The organism is Aeromonas sp. QDB56, assembly GCF_027705505.1.
Lineage (GTDB): Bacteria > Pseudomonadota > Gammaproteobacteria > Enterobacterales > Aeromonadaceae > Aeromonas > Aeromonas caviae.
Map to the genome: position 1 here is coordinate 1 of NZ_JAPDBZ010000080.1, position 17,808 is coordinate 17,808.

At 63.5% G+C, this 17,808-nt stretch carries 15 protein-coding genes and 1 pseudogene; 9 read left to right on the forward strand and 7 right to left on the reverse strand.

Annotated features, from left to right (window positions below; genetic code table 11):
* Positions 1-200: 200 nt before the first annotated feature.
* Complete coding sequence (locus tag OKB81_RS13220; RefSeq protein ID WP_270664393.1) at positions 201-1,934, reverse strand: formate--tetrahydrofolate ligase; 1,734 nt, start codon at positions 1,932-1,934, stop codon at positions 201-203.
* A gap of 66 nt (positions 1,935-2,000) precedes the next feature.
* On the opposite strand from OKB81_RS13220, the gene OKB81_RS13225 reads away from it, so the two are divergent.
* On the forward strand, positions 2,001-2,402 hold the full coding sequence (locus tag OKB81_RS13225) for a hypothetical protein (RefSeq protein WP_042017451.1): 402 nt from the start codon (positions 2,001-2,003) through the stop codon (positions 2,400-2,402).
* An 8-nt stretch (positions 2,403-2,410) separates the two neighbouring features.
* Here OKB81_RS13225 and OKB81_RS13230 read toward each other — a convergent pair whose 3' ends face one another.
* Complete coding sequence (locus OKB81_RS13230) at positions 2,411-3,313, reverse strand: LysR family transcriptional regulator (protein ID WP_039038856.1); 903 nt, start codon at positions 3,311-3,313, stop codon at positions 2,411-2,413.
* A gap of 109 nt (positions 3,314-3,422) precedes the next feature.
* Between OKB81_RS13230 and OKB81_RS13235 the strand changes: the two genes are divergently transcribed.
* The 4 genes from OKB81_RS13235 to OKB81_RS13250 all read left to right on the forward strand — a co-directional run bounded on the left by OKB81_RS13235 (position 3,423) and on the right by OKB81_RS13250 (position 6,332).
* Complete coding sequence (locus tag OKB81_RS13235; protein ID WP_053288582.1) at positions 3,423-3,983, forward strand: YceI family protein; 561 nt, start codon at positions 3,423-3,425, stop codon at positions 3,981-3,983.
* Positions 3,983-4,717 (forward strand): hypothetical protein, encoded by a 735-nt coding sequence (locus OKB81_RS13240; protein WP_113979149.1) that lies wholly within the window; start codon positions 3,983-3,985, stop codon positions 4,715-4,717. The genes OKB81_RS13235 and OKB81_RS13240 overlap by 1 nt, the downstream gene beginning before the upstream one ends.
* Before the next feature lie 185 nt (positions 4,718-4,902).
* The gene (locus OKB81_RS13245; RefSeq protein WP_160838519.1) at positions 4,903-6,024 is read left to right on the forward strand and encodes an adenosylhomocysteinase; all 1,122 of its coding nucleotides are present in this window, start codon (positions 4,903-4,905) and stop codon (positions 6,022-6,024) included.
* A complete protein-coding gene (locus tag OKB81_RS13250; protein WP_010674179.1) occupies positions 6,021-6,332 on the forward strand; it encodes a SelT/SelW/SelH family protein in 312 nt (103 codons plus the stop codon). The genes OKB81_RS13245 and OKB81_RS13250 overlap by 4 nt, the downstream gene beginning before the upstream one ends.
* Before the next feature lie 63 nt (positions 6,333-6,395).
* Here OKB81_RS13250 and OKB81_RS13255 read toward each other — a convergent pair whose 3' ends face one another.
* Positions 6,396-8,120, reverse strand: coding sequence for a lysophospholipid acyltransferase family protein (locus OKB81_RS13255; RefSeq protein WP_270667953.1), 1,725 nt, complete (start codon positions 8,118-8,120; stop codon positions 6,396-6,398).
* A gap of 105 nt (positions 8,121-8,225) precedes the next feature.
* Positions 8,226-9,452: a peptidase T gene (gene pepT, locus OKB81_RS13260; protein ID WP_052816544.1), complete on the reverse strand. Its 1,227-nt coding sequence runs from the start codon at positions 9,450-9,452 to the stop codon at positions 8,226-8,228.
* Positions 9,453-10,477: 1,025 nt separating this feature from the next.
* Between pepT and speA the strand changes: the two genes are divergently transcribed.
* Together speA and OKB81_RS13270 are read left to right on the forward strand one after the other, a co-directional pair.
* Positions 10,478-12,379: a biosynthetic arginine decarboxylase gene (gene speA / locus OKB81_RS13265; protein ID WP_042882536.1), complete on the forward strand. Its 1,902-nt coding sequence runs from the start codon at positions 10,478-10,480 to the stop codon at positions 12,377-12,379.
* Positions 12,380-12,635: 256 nt separating this feature from the next.
* On the forward strand, positions 12,636-12,824 hold the full coding sequence (locus OKB81_RS13270; protein WP_043154249.1) for a hypothetical protein: 189 nt from the start codon (positions 12,636-12,638) through the stop codon (positions 12,822-12,824).
* Positions 12,825-12,869: 45 nt separating this feature from the next.
* Here OKB81_RS13270 and OKB81_RS13275 read toward each other — a convergent pair whose 3' ends face one another.
* Together OKB81_RS13275 and OKB81_RS13280 are read right to left on the reverse strand one after the other, a co-directional pair.
* The gene (locus tag OKB81_RS13275) at positions 12,870-13,157 is read right to left on the reverse strand and encodes a hypothetical protein (RefSeq protein WP_041212754.1); all 288 of its coding nucleotides are present in this window, start codon (positions 13,155-13,157) and stop codon (positions 12,870-12,872) included.
* Between the two features lie 164 nt (positions 13,158-13,321).
* The gene (locus OKB81_RS13280) at positions 13,322-15,430 is read right to left on the reverse strand and encodes a putative bifunctional diguanylate cyclase/phosphodiesterase (protein WP_223917179.1); all 2,109 of its coding nucleotides are present in this window, start codon (positions 15,428-15,430) and stop codon (positions 13,322-13,324) included.
* Positions 15,431-15,878: 448 nt separating this feature from the next.
* Between OKB81_RS13280 and OKB81_RS13285 the strand changes: the two genes are divergently transcribed.
* Positions 15,879-16,466 (forward strand): histidine phosphatase family protein, encoded by a 588-nt coding sequence (locus OKB81_RS13285; RefSeq protein WP_124814072.1) that lies wholly within the window; start codon positions 15,879-15,881, stop codon positions 16,464-16,466.
* 46 nt (positions 16,467-16,512) lie between these two features.
* Here OKB81_RS13285 and OKB81_RS13290 read toward each other — a convergent pair whose 3' ends face one another.
* The gene (locus tag OKB81_RS13290) at positions 16,513-17,217 is read right to left on the reverse strand and encodes an HNH endonuclease (RefSeq protein WP_160838517.1); all 705 of its coding nucleotides are present in this window, start codon (positions 17,215-17,217) and stop codon (positions 16,513-16,515) included.
* 213 nt (positions 17,218-17,430) lie between these two features.
* On the opposite strand from OKB81_RS13290, the pseudogene OKB81_RS13295 reads away from it, so the two are divergent.
* Positions 17,431-17,738, forward strand: a pseudogene (locus OKB81_RS13295) (VOC family protein); the annotation flags it as partial.
* Between the last annotated feature and the right edge of the window lie 70 nt (positions 17,739-17,808).

The window sequence follows — 17,808 nt, forward strand, 5'->3', positions numbered from 1 at the left end:
CCGGAACCAGTGATTGGTTCCGGATTGTCCTACAGCAGAAGGATCGGTCAATGGATCCTTAACTGATCAGCATTGCCACCAATCGGCGGGGCCTTGTCGTTTCTGGCTGGACCTGGGCGCCGTCAGCTCAGGCCGACAATGTCGCCGTCATCGTTGATGTCGATATGGTGTTCAGGGACGGCAGACTGCCAGCCTGCACGTCAGCTCAGGCCGACAATGTCGCCGTCATCGTTGATGTCGATATGGCGATAGGCCGGCAGACTGCCCAGGCCCGGCATGGTCATGATGGGGCCCGCCAGGGCATAGACGAAGGCTGCCCCCGCGCAGAGTTTCACCTCCTCGATGGGGACCTCGAAGTCCGTCGGCACGCCCTTCCTGGCCGGGTCATGGCTGATGGAGAGCGGCGTCTTGGCCATGCAGACGGGCAGGTGATCCTGGCCCTCTGCCGAGAGTCTGGCCAGTTGCTGGCGCGCCTTGTCCGAGAGGGTGATGCCCCGGCCGCCATAGCCGCACTCCACCAGGGTGGCGAGCTTGGCGGCAAGGCTCATCTCATCGGGGTAGAGCAGCCTGACCTCACTGGGCTGCTTGCAGGCCGCCACCACGGCGTGAGCCAGATCCGCCGCACCCGCGCCACCGTCAGTGAAGGCCTGGGAGAGGGCGACGCCACAGGCACCGGCCTGGCGCGCCGCCGCCTCCAGCAGGGCCAGCTCGGCGTCGCTGTCGGTGGGGAAGCGGTTGATGGCGACCACCACGGGCACCCCGTAACGGCGGGCGTTGTGAATATGCCAGGCGAGGTTGGCGCACCCCGCTGTCAGGGTGGGCAGATCTTCCCCTTGCAGGCTGGCCGGCAGCGGCTGGCCCGGCCGGATGTCGAGCAGGCCGCTGTTGGCCTTGAGGCCGCGCACCGTGGCCACCAGCACCACGCAGGCGGGGGGAAGGCCGGACTGGCGATACTTGATGTTGAAGAACTTCTCCAGCCCCATGTCGGAGCCAAAACCCGCCTCGGTCACCACGTAGTCGGCAAGACCCAGCGCCATGCGATCGGCGATGACGGAGGAGTTGCCGTGGGCGATGTTGGCAAAGGGGCCTGCGTGGACCAGCACAGGGGTCTGCTCCGTGGTCTGCATCAGGGTGGGCTTGAGGGCGTCTTTGAGCAGCACCGTCATGGCCCCCGCCACTTCCAGCTGCTCGGCGGTGATGGGCTTGCCGCGCAGGTCGAGGGCGAGCTGGATGCGGCCGATACGCGCGCGCAAGTCCTTGAGATCCCTGGCTAGGGCCAGAATGGCCATCAGCTCGGAGGCGGCGGTGATGACGAAGCGATCGGGGCGCTCGACACCATCGGCAGCGCCGCCCTGGCCGAGGGTGAGGTGGCGAAGCGCCCGGTCGTTCATGTCCAGGGTGCGGGGCCAGAGGATGTTGGCCGGGTCGATATCGAGCCGCGCCAGGCCGGTTCTGGCGCTGAACTGGTCACCGAGTTTGCGTTCATGGAACAGGCGGGCATCCAGGGCGGCAGAGGCCAGGTTGTGGGCGGCGGTGAGGGCGTGAAAATCCCCGGTGAGGTGCAGGTTCATCTCCTCCATCGGCACCACCTGGGCCATGCCGCCCCCGGCGGCGCCCCCCTTGACCCCGAAGACGGGGCCGAGGCTCGGCTGGCGAATGGTGGCGATGCTGGGCTGGCCGATGTGGTTGAGCCCCATGGAGAGGCCGATCGTGGTGACCGTCTTGCCCTCCCCAAGGGGGGTGGGCGTGATGGCGCTCACCAGCACCAGCTTGCCGGGCTCGCGGGCGGGGGCGTGATGGAGCAGCGCGAGGTCGAGTTTGCCCTTGTAATGGCCGTGGGGGTGGAGATGGGCGGCCGCTATGCCGAGCTGTGCTGCCACCTCGGCGATGGGCAGGCGGGGGGAGTGGCGGGAGATCTCGATATCGCTTAGCATCAGCACCTCGTTGGCATGTCAGGTCAAATATGCGGCGAAGTCTAGAGGAATCAACAGGGTAATCCAATGAGCAATACTATTTTATCCGGCAGTCGTGAGCCCCATCAAAGTCCCATCCTGCTGGATCTCAACGTCCTCTATCACCCGCCCAAACGGCCCCTCACCGCCCTTGGCATCGTCAGCGCCTTCATCCCGCTCTTTGGTTACGGCTGGCAGGCGATGACCCAGGATCCCGAGACCCACTTTCGCCACGAGCTCGGCAAGCGCATCAACAAGCACAAGAGCGACGAGGCGAACCTCGCCCTGATGATGCAGTTGGCGGCCATGCTGGATTGCCACTGCCTGCACGTCACCCTGCCCTATGCGCTGGGGGAGGCCGAGCTCGCCGCCTTGCGCCAGCGCCTGCCACGCTGGCAGATGAGCCAGCAGGATCACCTGCTGGTGGCTGAGCTGATGCCCACCCCCTGAGCCCGGGCTCAGGTCTCCCTGTCCCAGTAGTGGGGCGCCAGGTAGCGCTCCTGCACGAATTCGATGAAGCAGCGCACCTTGGCCGACACGAAACGGCGGTGCGGATAGAGGGCATAGAGCCCCACCTGCCCCTTCTCCCACTCCAGCAACAAGGGGACCAGCGCCCCCGAGCGCAGCGCATCCCCCACGATGAAGGTGGGCTGCAAGATGATGCCCTGGTGGTCGCAGGCGGCCCGGGTCAGGGCCACCCCGTTGTTGGCGCGAAGGGGCCCCTGGGGGCGGATGCTGTGCTCCTCCCCATCCCGTTTGAAGACCCAGTCCGGCTGGGTCAGGGTGTAGATGAGGCAGTCGTGCTGCTTGAGATCCTCCGGGGTCTTCGGCCTGCCCCGGCGGGCCAGGTAGTCGGGGCTGGCGCACACCACCATCTTCATCATGGCGAGCGGCTTGGCCACCAGGGAGGAGTCCGGCAGGTTGCCGATGCGCAGCGCCAGATCGAACCCCTCCTCCACCAGGGCCACCCGCCGGTCGCTGTACTCAATCTCGAGCTTCAAGTCCGGGTAGCGCTCGCGAAACAGGGGCAGGGCGGGGGAGAGGTGCAGGTAGCCGAAATCCATGGGCACCGAGAGCTTGAGGGTGCCCTGGGGCTGCTGGTTGTTGTGGGTGAGCTGGCTGTGGGTCTCTTCGAGCTCCGCCAGCAGGGCCAGGGAGCGCTGGTAGTAAAACTGGCCCGCCTCGGTGGGATTGACCTGGCGGGTGGTGCGCGACAACAGCCGGGTGGAGAGGGACTCCTCGAGCTGCTGCATCAGCTTGGAGGTCATGGCGACCGAGATCCCGAGCTGATGGGCGGCCTTGGTGAAGCTCTGGCACTCCACCACCTTGATGAAGGTGCGCATGGCGGCTATCTGATCCATATTCCACTCTCGGTTGATAATTATTTTAATAAATCGATGATTATCTATTCTCGATAGGAGGTTAGCATTTTGGACACCGTTGTGAACCCCCAATGAAGGAACGATCGGAATGAAAATGACCAAGGCCCTGCTGGCCTCCTGCCTGTTTATGGCGGCTCCCCTGATGGCTGCCGATTACGATGTCGATGCAGCGCACACCACAGTCCAGTTCAAGGTGGGCCACCTCGGCTTCTCAGAACTGGTCGGCCGATTCAACACCTTCAGTGGCACCTTCAGCATGGACGACGCCAACCCGGCGGCGGCCAAGGCGAACTTCGAAATCGATGCCGCCAGCGTGGACTCCAACCACGAGGCCCGCGACAAGCACCTGCGCAGCCCCGACTTCCTGGACGTGAAGCAGTACCCCAAGATGACCTTCGTCAGCACCGGCTATGAAGGCACCAAGGACAAAGGCGTGCTCAAGGGCACCCTGACCCTGCACGGCGTCTCCAAGGACGTGGCCTTCGACCTGGTCCACATCGGCGAAGGCAAGGATCCCTGGGGCGGCTACCGCAGCGGCTTCAACGCCACCACCACCATCAAGCGCAGCGAGTTCGGCGTGAACTACATGGTGCCGAACATCCCTGACGAGATGACCATCAACCTGTTCGTTGAAGGCGTGCGCAAGTAATGGGCGCAGCACTCCTGCTTCAAACCCTGGCGGCTCCTTTAGGGGCCGCTTTGCTGTCGTGGCGCTGGCCGCGGCTGGGCTATCTGTGGGGCGCCCTGGGGATCTGGCTGGTGGGCTGCCTGCTGGGCGGTGCCTATGGCCTGCCGGTCAAGGCGTGGCAGTGGCTGCCGCTGACCCTGCTGGTGCCCGCCCTGACCCAGGGTACCAGCAAGGGGGTCGCCCTCGCGCTGTTCGGGGTGCTGGGCGCCCTGGTGTGGTGGCAGGGGCTGGCCTCCGTGCTGGCGAGCGAGCCCGGGATCTGGCTGGCCCTGCTGCCCGCCATCCTCTGGTCTGGCTGGACGAGCTGGCGTGGTGACAGCGAGGAGGGGCTCGGCTTCGCCCTGGCTTTCATCTGGCTGGCGCTGGTCATCGGCATCGATGGCAGCCTGCTCATCGCCCAGCTGACGGGGGCCCTGGCCGCGTTTGCCGGATTCCGTGCCCTGCTCGGCGCCTTTGCAGGGGTCAAGGTGACCCCGGCAGCCCTGGGGCTTTCACTCGCCTTCGTGCAGATGCTCGCCTGGCAGTACGTGGAAGTGCCCCTGCTGGTGCTGCTGCCGGTCTGGCTATTGCCGCTGCTGGAACGTGCCCTGCACGGGCGCCCGGGACTCTCTCGCTGGGGGGTCTTGATCCTGGTGGCGGCCGTCGGTGCCGGAGTGGGTCTGTGGTGGGTATGGCCAGAGGCATCACTTTACTGATTTTTGCATGAAAAACAGGCTATTACCTTAGAAATTGATGGGCTTGTCAAAGTCTGGACAGATAAAGATTGAGACCCATGGTGCTTTCGGATAAAAAGGATTTTCAATTATCTGGATACACACAGAACCCGGCTATGCCGGGTTCTGTTTGCCTGCTTTCCCGCGGCACGCTAAGGAGGCCACAGTTGCGCAGTCAGGGATCTGAGCATCTGTTTTTTCGCCATTTCACCGAACAGGGATGTCTTGGGGATCTCTGCATCCTGCTGGTGACCCACCTGCTTCCCGACAGACCCGACTTCATCCAGTTGCTCGATCGGGTGGGTCGGGTCGGTGCCATCCTGCCCAAACCCAAGTCCGTGCATGGACCGACCCTGACCTGGGCCCAGCAGCACTACCCCGTGCTGCCCCTCAATCGCCACTGGACCTCGGATCCCGGTGAGGTGATCGCCCAGATTGCCCCCCTGGTGATGTCCCACGAGCGGCTCATCATCCTCGACATCGGCGGCTACTTCGCCAAGAGCCAGGCGGTACTGGCCGAGCACTTTGGCGCCCGCTTCATCGGGGTGGTGGAGATGACCGAGAACGGCCATCAGCGGTATGAGCAGGAGTCACTGGCGGCCCCCGTCATCTCGGTGGCCCGCAGCCCCCTCAAGCAGGCGGAAGATATCCAGATCGGCCTGAGCGTGGTCTACTCCGCGGAGTCCCTCGCACGTACCCTGAGGCGTACCTTCAATGTCTGCCAGGCCGCCCTGTTCGGCTATGGCAAGGTGGGGCGCAGCATCGCCCGGGAACTGCGCTGTCGCAACCTGCATCTGGAGCTGGTGGAGACGGATGCCCTGCGCCAGGTGGAAGCGCTCTCCCACGGCTTCAAGCTGGTGAACAAGGCCGAGGCCCTGGGCCGTGCCGAGCTGGTGATCTGCTCCACCGGCAACGGCTCCCTCGATATATCCGATCTGCAGGCCCTGCGCCCCGGCGCCATGCTGGCCTCGGTCACCTCCGCCGACGACGAATTCGCCTTCAGCCTCGCCCAGCTGCCCTGGCCGAGCGAGGAGGTGTGTCCCCATGTGCTGGCCCTGACCCGGCCGGACGGCAGCACCATCTTTTTGCTCAACCGGGGGGAGGCGGTCAACTTCGTCCACGGCGCCGTCATCGGCGAATATGTCTACCTGGTGCTGGCGGAGATCATCGAAGGGGTGCACCAACTGGCCCATCAGGCATCCACCCCGGGCCTTCACGAACTGCCCCAGGCCACCATGCAGCGCATCGCTCGCCTCTGGTTGACCGATTTTCACGGAGTCACCCCATGACAGATACCCATTTGCCCCTCGCGAAACCGCGCATCGAAATCCGTTACTGCACCCTCTGCCGCTGGATGCTGCGAGCCGCCTGGCTCGCCCAGGAGCTGCTCTCCACCTTCGACGGCGAACTGGGCGAGGTGGCCCTGGTGCCCGCCAGCAAGGGGGAGTTTCGCATCCTGGTGGACGGGGTGCTGGTGTGGGACAGGGTGGCCGACGAGGGCTTCCCCGAGGCCAAGGAGATCAAGCAGCGGGTGCGGGATGTCATCGCCCCGGAGCGGGATCTCGGCCATGCGGATCGCAAACCCGCAGCCGAGTAGGCGGCATCACCCATGATGTGAAAGAGGGAGGCGCAGGCCTCCCTCTTTCGTTGCAGCCCCCGGTCAACGGTCGCCAGATGTGGCCAGCCCTTCCCCGGCGGGGAGGCCGATATAGCGGGCCCGCTTGTGGGGCTTGATGCGGCTCACGTCCACCCACACCAGGCCGTCGATGCAGTGGTTGAAGTCCGGGTCGATGCCAAAGTCCATGAACTGCACACCCCCCGGCTCGCACAGCTCGGCGTACTGCTTGTAGAGGGTGGGAATGGCGCAGCCCAGGTTGTCGAGCCCTGCCTTGAGCACCTTGAGGTCGTCCCCGTAATCGCGCCCCTCGAACAGTGTCGGCGTGGCGGGATAGGGGCGGCGGGAAGGGGCGAGGGCAAGGGCGGGGGCGAAGTGCTGGCGATAGAAGCTCACCAGCAGATCCTTGGCCGCTGGCGGCAGGCTGCCGGAGAGGGTGACGGGCCCGAACAGGTAGCGGTATTGGGGATAGCGGGCCAGATAGGCCCCGATGCCGAACCAGAGGTAATCGAGCCCCCGCTTGCCCCAGTAGGCGGGCTGGATGAAGCTGCGGCCAAGCTCGATGGCCTGTTCCAGCCGGGGCAGCAGCTTCTCTTCGAAGCCGAACAGGGTGTGGCTGTAGAGGCCATCCAGCCCCTTGCTGGCCAGCCGTTCGGCCACCGGGGCGAAACGGTAGGCGCCGATGATGTCGAGGCGGGCGGGATCCCAGAGGATGAGGTGGTGATAGTCATCGTCGAAGGCATCGAGATCCCGCCGCTTGCCCGAGCCTTCCCCCACCGCCCGAAAGGCGATCTCCCGCAGGCGCCCCAGCTCACGCAGGATCACCGAGTGGCTCTGCTCGTGGCGACGATAGAGCAGGATGCGCTGGCCGTCCGGGGTCTGGCCGAGCAGCTCGCACCCGTCGATGGCCTGTTTCAGCAGGCGGCGATCCTCCGGCAGGGCGATGGAGGCCTCGGTCTGCAACCGTCCCGCCTTGCCCCGAGCGATTCGGTAGAGGTGGCCACGCACCAGCCGGGCCGCCGTCTTGGCCGGCAGCTCCTGAAAACTGGCGAGGGGAATACGCGCCCCTATGGTCACCGGCAGCGTCTGCCCCTGCTGGCGAAACAGCTGGCGCACCAGCAGCAGGGCGGAGGCGGGCTTGTTGAGCCAGGAGGCGAGATAGAACCAGAGGCTGTTGCGCCCTCCCAGGTGAATGGGCACCAGGGGCGTTCGGCTGCGCTGGGCCAGCTTGATGAAGCCGGCCTGCCAGGGGCCATCCTTCACCCCCTTGGGACCGAGGCGGGAGACCTCGCCTGCGGGGAAGATAACCAGGGCCCCGTCGGCGGCGAGGTGTTCGTTCATGGCGAGGATGGCCTGCCTGTCGGTCTTGCCCCCCAGGTTGTCCACCGGCAATAGCAATGGGCGCAGCGGCGCGAGCTGGGCCAGCACCTGGTTGGCCACTATCTTGACGTCGGGGCGGATGCGCCCGATGAGGCGCAGCAGGGCCAGCCCGTCCAGGGAGCCGATGGGGTGGTTGGCGACAAGAATGACCCGGCCGCTGGCGGGAATGTGCTCGAGCTCTGCCTCGCTCACCCGGCAGTCGAAGTGGAGCTCGGTGAGGGCCTGCTCGACGAAGTCCAGACCGCGCAGGTGGGGATGGCGCGCGGCAAAGCGGGTGAAGGCCTCCTCGTGCAGCAACCAGCTCAGCCCCTGCCTCATCAGGGGACGGAGGCGGGGCTGGCTGGCGAGGCGGGGCAGGTGCTGCCCCAACAGGGTATCGACGTCGAACATGGGCAAGGCTCCGCTGAACTTTGCCCCAGCTTGACGCCCCTGCGTGCCTTTCGTGTGTCGGTTGGGTGACGGTTTGATGACGGGGCGAGCCCCGTCCTTGCCCCCTTACTCTGCCCGCCAGGCAGAGGTGAGGCGCACCAGCGCCACCAGGGTGGCGACCGCTTTTTCCATGGATTGCAGGGGGATGAACTCGTGCTTGCCGTGGAAGTTGTGGCCACCGGTGAACAGGTTCGGGCAGGGCAGCCCCATGAAGGAGAGCCGGGCGCCGTCGGTGCCGCCGCGAATGGGTTTGATCTTGGGCACCACGTCGGCGGCCTCCATGGCGGCTTTGGCCAGCTCGACGATGTGGGGATGGGGCGCTATCTGGCTGCGCATGTTGCGGTAGTTGTCCACTATTTCCAGGGTGATGCGCGCTCTGGGGGCGTCCAGCTGAAGGGAGGCGACCCGCTCCTTGAGCTGGGCCTTGCGGGCGGCGAAGCAGTCATCGTCGAAGTCGCGGATGAGGTAGTGCAGGGTGGTCTCCTCCACCGAGCCCTCCATCCGGGCCAGGTGGAAGAAGCCCTCATACCCCTGGGTGCACTCCGGGGTCTGTTCGGCGGGCATGGCGGCATGGAAGCGGGCGGCCAGGGTCTGGCTGTTGATCATGCTGCCCTTGGCGGTGCCGGGGTGGACGTTGTTGCCTGTGATGCGCACCGTGGCGCTGGCGGCGTTGAAGTTCTCGCATTCGAGCTCGCCGAGCTCGCCGCCATCCACCGTGTAGGCCCACTTGGCCGGGAAGCGCTCCAGCGGGAAGCGGTCGGCACCGCGCCCTATCTCCTCGTCCGGTGTAAAGCCGACCCAGACATCGCCACGGGGGATCTCGGGGTGAGCTTGCAGGTATTCCACGGCGGTGAGGATCTCGGCGATGCCCGCCTTGTCGTCGGCCCCCAGCAGGGTGGTGCCGTCGGTGGTGATGAGATCCTGCCCCAGGTAGTTTTTCAGGAAGCGGTACTGGCGGATGGCCAGCACCTCGTCCCCTTTGCCAAGGCAGATATCACCCCCCTGATAGTGCTCGACTATCTGGGGGACGACGCATTCGGCCTCGTAATCGGCGGTGTCCATGTGGGCGATGAGCCCGATGGCGGGGGCATCCGGCTGGTTGCCCGGCAGGCAGGCGGTGAGGTAGCCATGCTCGTCCAGGGTGACCTGGCTCAGCCCCATCTGCGTCATTTCGTCGCACAGGGCCCGGGCGAAGAGGCGCTGTCCCTCGCTGCTGGGGCAGGCAGGGTTGGTCGCATCGGAACGGGTATGAAAGGTGAGGTAGTGGAGAAAGCGCGAAAGCAGGGTGTTCATGGGCAAGCCTCGGGTCACGAAAGAGGAGTCATTGTGGCCAAGACGGCGGCGCCGCTTATTGCGTCAGCGCAGTTTTTGATGACTTTGTGGGGGAGAGAAGGGCCATCGAGGGGGAGGGGCGGGGATCATCGCTTGGCACCTTGCATAAAAATTCCAAAATAAAAACTGGTTAAGCAATTGCGAAAAAGCTGAATTTCTCCTCGGCCCAGCGCTGGCAAGGGGTGACCCAAAAAGCGTGACGTGTTGGTTATTTTCATCGCCTCGCCCACGCACTCCCATCCCCCGCCATCCCAGAGCCCGCCTTGCTGGCAGCGAGATTTTGCCCCCCGATGAAAACCCGTTTTTTAACACGATTTTTTATTGTCACTGGCTGCGGTAAGTGTGTACACTCCGCGCCGATCCAAGGGCAACCCTGCGCAGGCCGTGTCCGCCAGACCCGCAGGATCATGACGCCTATAGGGCGAGGAACGCAGAAACGACAGACACTGCTGGGGAATGGTTTCTTTAATACCGGTTAGGCTCCGGTATCAGGGAGAACAACGGACTCTCATCTTTCAGCTGACCGAGTGGGCTTCGGGCTCATCATCTCCCTTGTCATGGGCGGTCACTGGCGTTGAGCGGGTCGTAGTGGTTGTCGTCCATCAACACGATGCGTGCTGACGTCTTCCCTTCTCTTCCTTGAAACCCTCTCCTGTCCGTCGGGATGGCTGCCGAATGATGAACAAACGGCGTGGCTGATGCCGATTGTCATCAAAGTACCGCGGTACGCCGGCAAGGTGTTACCGCATACCGTTGAGCTTGATGTAAAGCCACCAGCCCCACATCAAGACTCGTTACTTCCCAAGATCCACCAGGCAGCCTTGGCTTGCCGCGATGTGCAATGAACAGGATGTGGCGGAGCATGCTCCGTTGCGGGTCCAACGTCAGCAGGCCGCTCTGGCTTGCCGCATTTTGCAATCAATGGTCTGGATGTGATTGAGGGTAACGAAGGCGGCCCACGGCCGCTCATTTGCGAGGCATAGCCCATGACTAACTGGTCCAGCAAGGACTCCTTGAAGGTCTACAACGTTCCCTACTGGGGTGCGGGTTTTTTCAATATCAATGACGCCGGTCATGTGACCGTCTCTCCCGACAAGTCTCGCCCCGAGGCTCAGATCGTGCTGTCCGAGGCCATCGAGCAACTGCGCCAGTCCGGGCTGACCACGCCGGTGTTGCTGCGTTTCCCCGACATCCTCAAGAGCCGGGTCGATGCGCTGTTCAACGCCTTCGGTCAGGCCATCGAAAAGTCAGGCTATGAAGGGGATTACCTGTGCGTTTACCCGATCAAGGTAAACCAGCAGCGCCGCGTCATCGAGACCATCAGTCAGTCCTACAGTGACAAGCCGAGGCTTGGGCTGGAAGCGGGCTCCAAGCCCGAGTTGCTGGCCGTGCTGTCCCATCATCATGAGCAAGGCTCCGTGATCGTCTGCAACGGTTACAAGGACCGCGAATACATCCGCCACGCCCTCCTGGGCAACCTGATGGGCCACAAGGTCTACATCGTGGTGGAGAAGCCCTCCGAGCTGGAAATGGTGCTCGACGAGTCTGCTCGTCTCAACATCAAGCCCAACATCGGGGTGCGCGCCCGTCTGGCGTCCACCGGCTCCGGCATGTGGGAATCGAGCGGCGGTTCCATGTCCAAGTTCGGCCTCTCCGCCTCCCAGATCCTGGCGCTGGTGGAGCGTCTGCGCAGCCTCGGCAAGCTGGACTGCCTGCAACTGTTGCACTTCCACCTGGGCTCCCAGATCGCCAACATCCGCGACATCCAGGGCGGCATCCGCGAGTGCGGCCGCTTCTACGCCGAGCTGTGCCGTCTTGGCGCCAAGGTCGAGGTGGTGGACGTGGGCGGCGGCCTGGGTGTGGACTACGAGGGCACCCGTTCCCAGAGCCACTGCTCCGCGAACTACAGCCTCTCCGAGTACGCCAACAACGTGGTCTGGGGCATCGGCGATGTCTGCCGCGAGTTCGACCTGCCGCACCCGACCATCATCAGCGAGTCCGGCCGTGCCCTGACTGCACACCACGCCGTGCTGGTCACCAATATCATTGGTGCCGAAGGGGTGGAGGTGAACGACATCAGCGCCCCGGACGAGGACGCGCCTACCATCTTGCAGAACATGTGGAAAGGGTGGCTGGACCTGCGCGGGGAAGATCCCTCCCTGCTGGAGATCTTCCACGACTCCGTGGCGGATCTCGGTGACGTCAACGCCCAGTACACCATGGGCCTCTTGAACCTGGAGCAACGTGCCTGGGCCGAGATGCTGCACCAGAACACCTGTCTGGCGCTCAAGGAGCTGCTGAACCCAGTCAACCGCAACCACCGCGCCCTGGCCGACGAACTCTCCGAGAAACTGGCTGACAAGTGCTTTGCCAACTTCTCCCTGTTCCAGTCCCTGCCGGATGCCTGGGGTATCGGTCAGGTGTTCCCGGTGATGCCGCTGGCCGGCCTCGAGCGTCCGCTCACCCGCCGCGGCATCCTGATGGACATCACCTGTGACTCCGACGGTCAGGTGGAGCACTACGTCGACGGTCTGGGGGTGGAAAGCACCCTGCCGATGCCGGTCTACGGTGAGCACGAAGAGTGCCATGTCGGCTTCTTCCTGGTGGGTGCCTATCAGGAGATCCTGGGGGATCTGCACAACCTGTTCGGTGACACCCACTGCGCGGAAGTGTGGCTGGATGAAGAAGGCAAGATGGACATCCGCAACGTGGTGCGTGGTGACACCGTCGACCAGCTGCTACGTTACGTCAACATCGACCCGTCCGTGATCCGCGAGAACTACCAGCGCATCGTCTCCCACCCGGCGCTGGACGACGAGACCCGCAAGGCCCTGCTCGACGAGCTGGAGCTGGGTCTGCAAGGCTACGCCTACCTGGAAGACGAATAAGCCAGCGGCTTGTTCCCCGTCGGTCAAATGACGGACATGAAAAACGGCGCCTTCGGGCGCCGTTTTTGTTGCGCTGTTGCCTGGCTGGGGCCGGTTGGTGGGCTCTGTCATCCGGGCTGGCGACATCCGGCCCCGGCCAGATCCGGCCACTGCCCGCTTCTGCCCGCCACCTCCCTTGATCCAGGTCAAGGGGGACTCGGGCCGCTTATTTTACGGTCAAGGGTGATGTTGGTGAATGACACATAAGGATGTGCGTATGGAACTCAAGAAGGACCCGAGATGCTATACCGACGTCTGTATCGACGGTAAGTGGTATCACTACGATCACTGCAGCACTCACGTTTATATGCTGATGGGGGGCGCCGCCCCCAGCCTGCAGCTTGCCCATGAACCCGGCAGTGAAGAGGAGCTGGTGGAGATGCTCCGCCAGCACCCTCAACGCTGACTGCCTGCGGGCCATCGGGGGTATCGTCCCGGCGGCCCGCCTTGCTCAGCCCGCCTTGCGGCCCAGGATCTTCTTGCCCATCTCCAGCAAGGCCGTTGCCGCCGCATAGGCCTCGTCTGACTTGCCTATCTCGTCCGCCACGTAGAGAAAGCCGGATCTGTACTTCTCCACCGCCTCGCGGGGAGTGGCCGCGTCGATGAAATCCTCTTCCACCTCGAATCCTTGCGTTAGCAGCGCCTCCTTCTCCGTGAGGAAAGTGGGGGAGGCCATGTCGACATAGGTATATTGCTGACGGCGGGAGGCGGGGACGCTGAAGAACTGGTATCTGGCCATGGATGTGGCTCCTCTGAACGGGTGATCTGCCATGGGGGGCGCTCGATGCGCCCGGCAAAATAAAGGAGCATTCGAGTCTTGCAGCAGACTACCTTGAGTCGTGAAGGGACGCAATCGGGCTGGTGATGACCCTGGCGACACGGGCGCTGCGCCTCACCTGCTTGTCAGGCAAGCACACCTTCCAGCACCCGTTGGGGAGTCTCGGGAGCGCAGTGGACAAGCAGTTGCTCCCCGGTCATGGGGCGCCCGAGCAGGTAGCCCTGCAAGGTGTCGCAGCCCAGCTCGGTCAGCAGGTCCCGCTGCTCCGGGGTTTCCACCCCCTCTGCCACGATGCGCATCTCCAGGGCCTGACCCAGGGCGATGATGGCGGCGATGATGGTGGCATCGTCGCCTCCCCGCTCCAGGGTGGTGACAAAGCCCCGGTCAATCTTGAGCTCGTTGGCGGGGAAGCGCTTGAGGTAGAGCAGGCTGGAGTAGCCGGTGCCGAAGTCGTCGATGGAGATGCCAAGGCCGAGCTCGGCCAGACGGTTGAGGATGGCGAGGCTCTCCTCGGCCTTCTGCATGGCGGTGGATTCGGTGATCTCCAGGGTCAGGTGACGGGCCTCGAGCCGATGGCGGGCGAGGGCGCCCTGCACCTCCTCCAGCAGCCCGGGGCTGGCGAGCTGGATGGTGGAGAGATTGACTGCCACGCTCCAGTCGTGATGACCCGCCGCCCGCCAGGCGCTCATCTGGCGGCACGCCTCGTCGATGACCCAGTTGCCGATGGGGATGATGAGCCTGCTCTTCTCCGCCAGCGGCAGGAAGCTGGCCGGCGAGACGGCACCATGCTCCGGGTGCTGCCAGCGCAGCAGGGCCTCGGCGCCGACCACCTGGCCGCTGCGGGCACAGTATTTGGGCTGGTAGTGCAGGGCCAGCTCCCCCCGCTCCAGGGCGTGTTGCAACTCCTTGTGCAGCAGGAACTGCTGGTGGGCGTTGGCGTTCATGGCGCTGTCGAAGTAGTAGTAGTCGTTGCGCCCCTGCTCCTTGGCGTAATACATGGCGGCATCGGCGTTGAGGGTCAGCTCGTGCAGGCTGGTGCCATCCTGGGGATAGACGGCAATGCCGATGCTGGCGGTGATGTGCAGGCTGTGGTGCTCCCACTCATAGGGCTGGGCCAGGGTGGCCAGCAGCCGCTCGGCAAAGGCCGTGGTCTGGCTCACATCCCCCGGCGCTAGTGCCAGCACGAACTCGTCCCCGCCAAAGCGCGAGGCGGTGTCGCTGGCACCGAGCAGGCTGGTGATGCGCTGGGCCACCTCGGCCAGCAGCAGATCCCCGGTGTGGTGGCCGTGGGCATCGTTGATGATCTTGAAGCCGTCGAGATCGAGAAACAGCAGGGAGAAGCTGCGCTGGCTGTGCTGACACTCCTGGATGCGCTGCTCCAGCCGGTCGGCAAACAGCAGCCGGTTCGGCAGCCGGGTCAGGCTGTCATGGAGCGCCAGCTTGAGCAGCTCGTCGTGGGCCTGATGCAGGGAGGTGGAGAGCCTGGCGGCGTGGGCATCCAGCATGGAGAGCACGAAGGCGATGGCGAACACCGTCAGGATCACTATGATGACCACGGTTGCCAGCCACTGGGTATTGAGACCGGTGTAGAGGGCCCCGCACAGGCTCTCTGCGGGGAACTGGGCCGCCGCCATGCCGGTGTAGTGCATGCCCATGATGGCGGCCCCCATCACCAGGGAGGCGAGGGCCTTGCTGAAGAAGGCGCGGGGCGAGCTGTTGCGCAGGCGAAACGCTATCCAGAGCGCGGCACCCGAGGCGAATAGCGCGATGAGGATGGAGAGGATGAAGAGCCCAGGCAGGTAGTGGATGCCGGGCGCTATCTTCATGGCCGCCATGCCGATGTAGTGCATGGTGGCGATGCCGGCACCCATCAGTACGGCCCCGAACAGGATCTGGTGCCAGGGGAGCTGGGGACGACTCACCAGCCAGAGCGCAAAGGCCGAGGAGCCGATGGCCGCCACCAGGGAGAGACCGGTGAGGGTCAGATCGTATCCCAGCGCGATGGGCAGGTTGAAGGCGAGCATGCCGATAAAATGCATGGACCAGATGCCGAGGCCCATGGCGAAGGCTCCCCCCGCGAGCCAGAGCACGGCGGCCCGTCCCCGGCTCTGGCTCACCCGGCTGGTCATGGTCAGCGCCGTATAGGAGGCGAGCACCGCCACCAGGATGGAGAAGAACACCAGATCCTGGCTGTAATAACTGTCGAGCATGGGGTGGGTTGGGGTCACGTTCATTTACTCTGGGGTACATCAGGGCCTGAGCCTGGGCCGGGTCAGGGGAAATCGGGTGGCAGATTGTACACCAGGCGTCCCTGTCGTGAGCCAGAGATACGTACCAAAATGGCCCCCGGATCAGAGCAAAAACTCTGTCTTTTCTGGCATTGGCCGCCATCCTGTGACCGATAAACCGGCACATCCCCATTTTATCCCGTCTGAACAACAAGATAGGGGAGCATGGGGCGCTTGCCACGGCGCTGGTGGGCCCGTGGCGAAGGCGTGTGGAATGCGCACAAGGCGCCTGTGCGATAAAGGCGCGCAGCCCCTGTCGTCCTTTCACGATAGCCGCAGGCCAGGCGCTCAAGGAGTCAGCACAAGCCTGCATCCTCCGGGTCTTGGTTGACCCGGTACATCTGTTATCATCTTCCCCCTGTTTTCTTATCTCGTTGACTCTGCTGGAGAAACCATGTCTCGAACCCTCTATTTGCTGCGCCATGGTCAGACCCGTTACAACGCCGAATTGCGGTTGCAGGGGCGTTGCAACTCCGAGCTGACCCCCAGGGGAGAAGCCCAGGCCCTCGCCATGGGGGCCCGTCTGGCCAAGCTCCTGACCGAGCCCACCGACTGGACGATCTACGCCAGCCCCCTCGGCCGGGCACGGCAGACGGCGGAGCGGGTGTGTCAGCAGCTTGGCTTGGACCAGGGGCGCATCATCTGGGACGAGCGGCTGGTGGAGCTGGGGATGGGGGAGTGGGAGAGTCGCCGGGTGCCCGAGCTGCTGGCGGCCCACCCCGAGCTGGATCTGGAGGAACCGGACTGGTATCTGCGGGCCCCCCATGGCGAGAGTTTTGAGAGCATTCAGCGCCGGGCCCGGCAATGGCTTGAGGACGAGCAGATTGCCGAGCAGGCCATCGTTGTTTCTCACGGTATCTTTGGCGCCATGCTGCGCGGCGCCTATGTGGATCTGGACTACACCACCACCTGGCTGCAGGAGCTGCCGCAGGATGCCTTCTTCAAACTCAGTGGCGGTTGCATAGAACGGATTGCCTGCTGACCACACGAAGGCGGCCCGCCGTGGGGGCCGCTTTGAGTGCTGGGGATTATTCTCTCTTCAGCCTGGATAGCTTTCGATAGAGTGCATCGCGCTTCTCTACCTGATTGGCGCCATAGTGAAGCTCGCGATGGCAGTTAGGGCAGAGCGCCACCGTGTTGTTGATGGTATCCGAGCCTCCGTCAGCCAAAGTGCGCAGGTGATGCACCTCTAGAAAGGGTTCTCCGGTAGCCGTGATAAACGGGGCCTGTGCATCACAACACTCACACTGCGAGTCTGCGACGACGAGTACCCAGGCTTTGACGTGTGGGTCCCTCACATAACTTGTTGTGGCCAGGTAGCGCTGGGATGGCTCTTCTATACCGGGGGGATGAGGAGAGATGGGTTTCTCCTTGTATTGGATGACCTGATGTTCGAATTCTGCTTGTCCGCTAAACGGTTGTCCGTCTAACTCACAGATCAGGCGTTCAATAATAGACGCATTCTGTGCCCCTACATTCTTGGCCGGTTTTAGCCCAGAAACCCAAGCTCTGCCCATCAACACGCAGACGTAAGAGATATTTTGCATCCGATATTCAAACGACTTATCGGACCGTTGGAATCGAGCCGCTAACTCTGCGTAATAGTGCTTTTTGACAAAGGTAGTGCCTTCCAACTCCTTCTTGTACATCTCCAGATAGGCGGTCACCGTCGCCCTTAACTCTTCTTCTGTCCATGTGTTGCGCAAAGCCGACTCGTCCGAGTTGTATTTCATTGCAAGAAGGTTAACTCAATCGAAGCCGAAGTTCAGTAGAAAGGTTAATAAACTCTCATATTATCAATACATTGATGATGCCAAGCAGTAGTTGGGTCTTCTTGGTTTCTTTCAGTTGGGCCATCAGGACAAAAGGCTTTGCGGGCCAAGGCACAGTCTCTGCCAAGGGAACAGGGTATGATGGTGCGGCAATCACCATGACAGGGAGCAAGCATGATCAGCCATATCGACCATCTGGTATTGCGGTCAGCGACATTGAGCGGGCGGTGGCGTTTTACAGCGGCGCCTTCAAGATGGAGCCCATCACCTTCGGGGCGGGGCGCCGGGCGCTGCGCTTTGGCAACCAGAAGATCAATCTGCAACTGCTGGGGGAGGAGGCGCGCAACCGGGCGCAGGTGGGGTCGGGGGATCTCTGCCTCATCACCCGCTGGCCCCTGGATCAGGTGATGGCCCAGCTGGCGAGCCAGGGGGTCGAAATCGTGGAGGGGCCAGTGATGAAAAGCGGTGCCTGTGGTCCCATCTTAAATGCGAAAGGGGACTCCCTCCGACGTAGGTGGGAGGGGAATTTCGCCGGGGCGTCAGCCCCGCTGG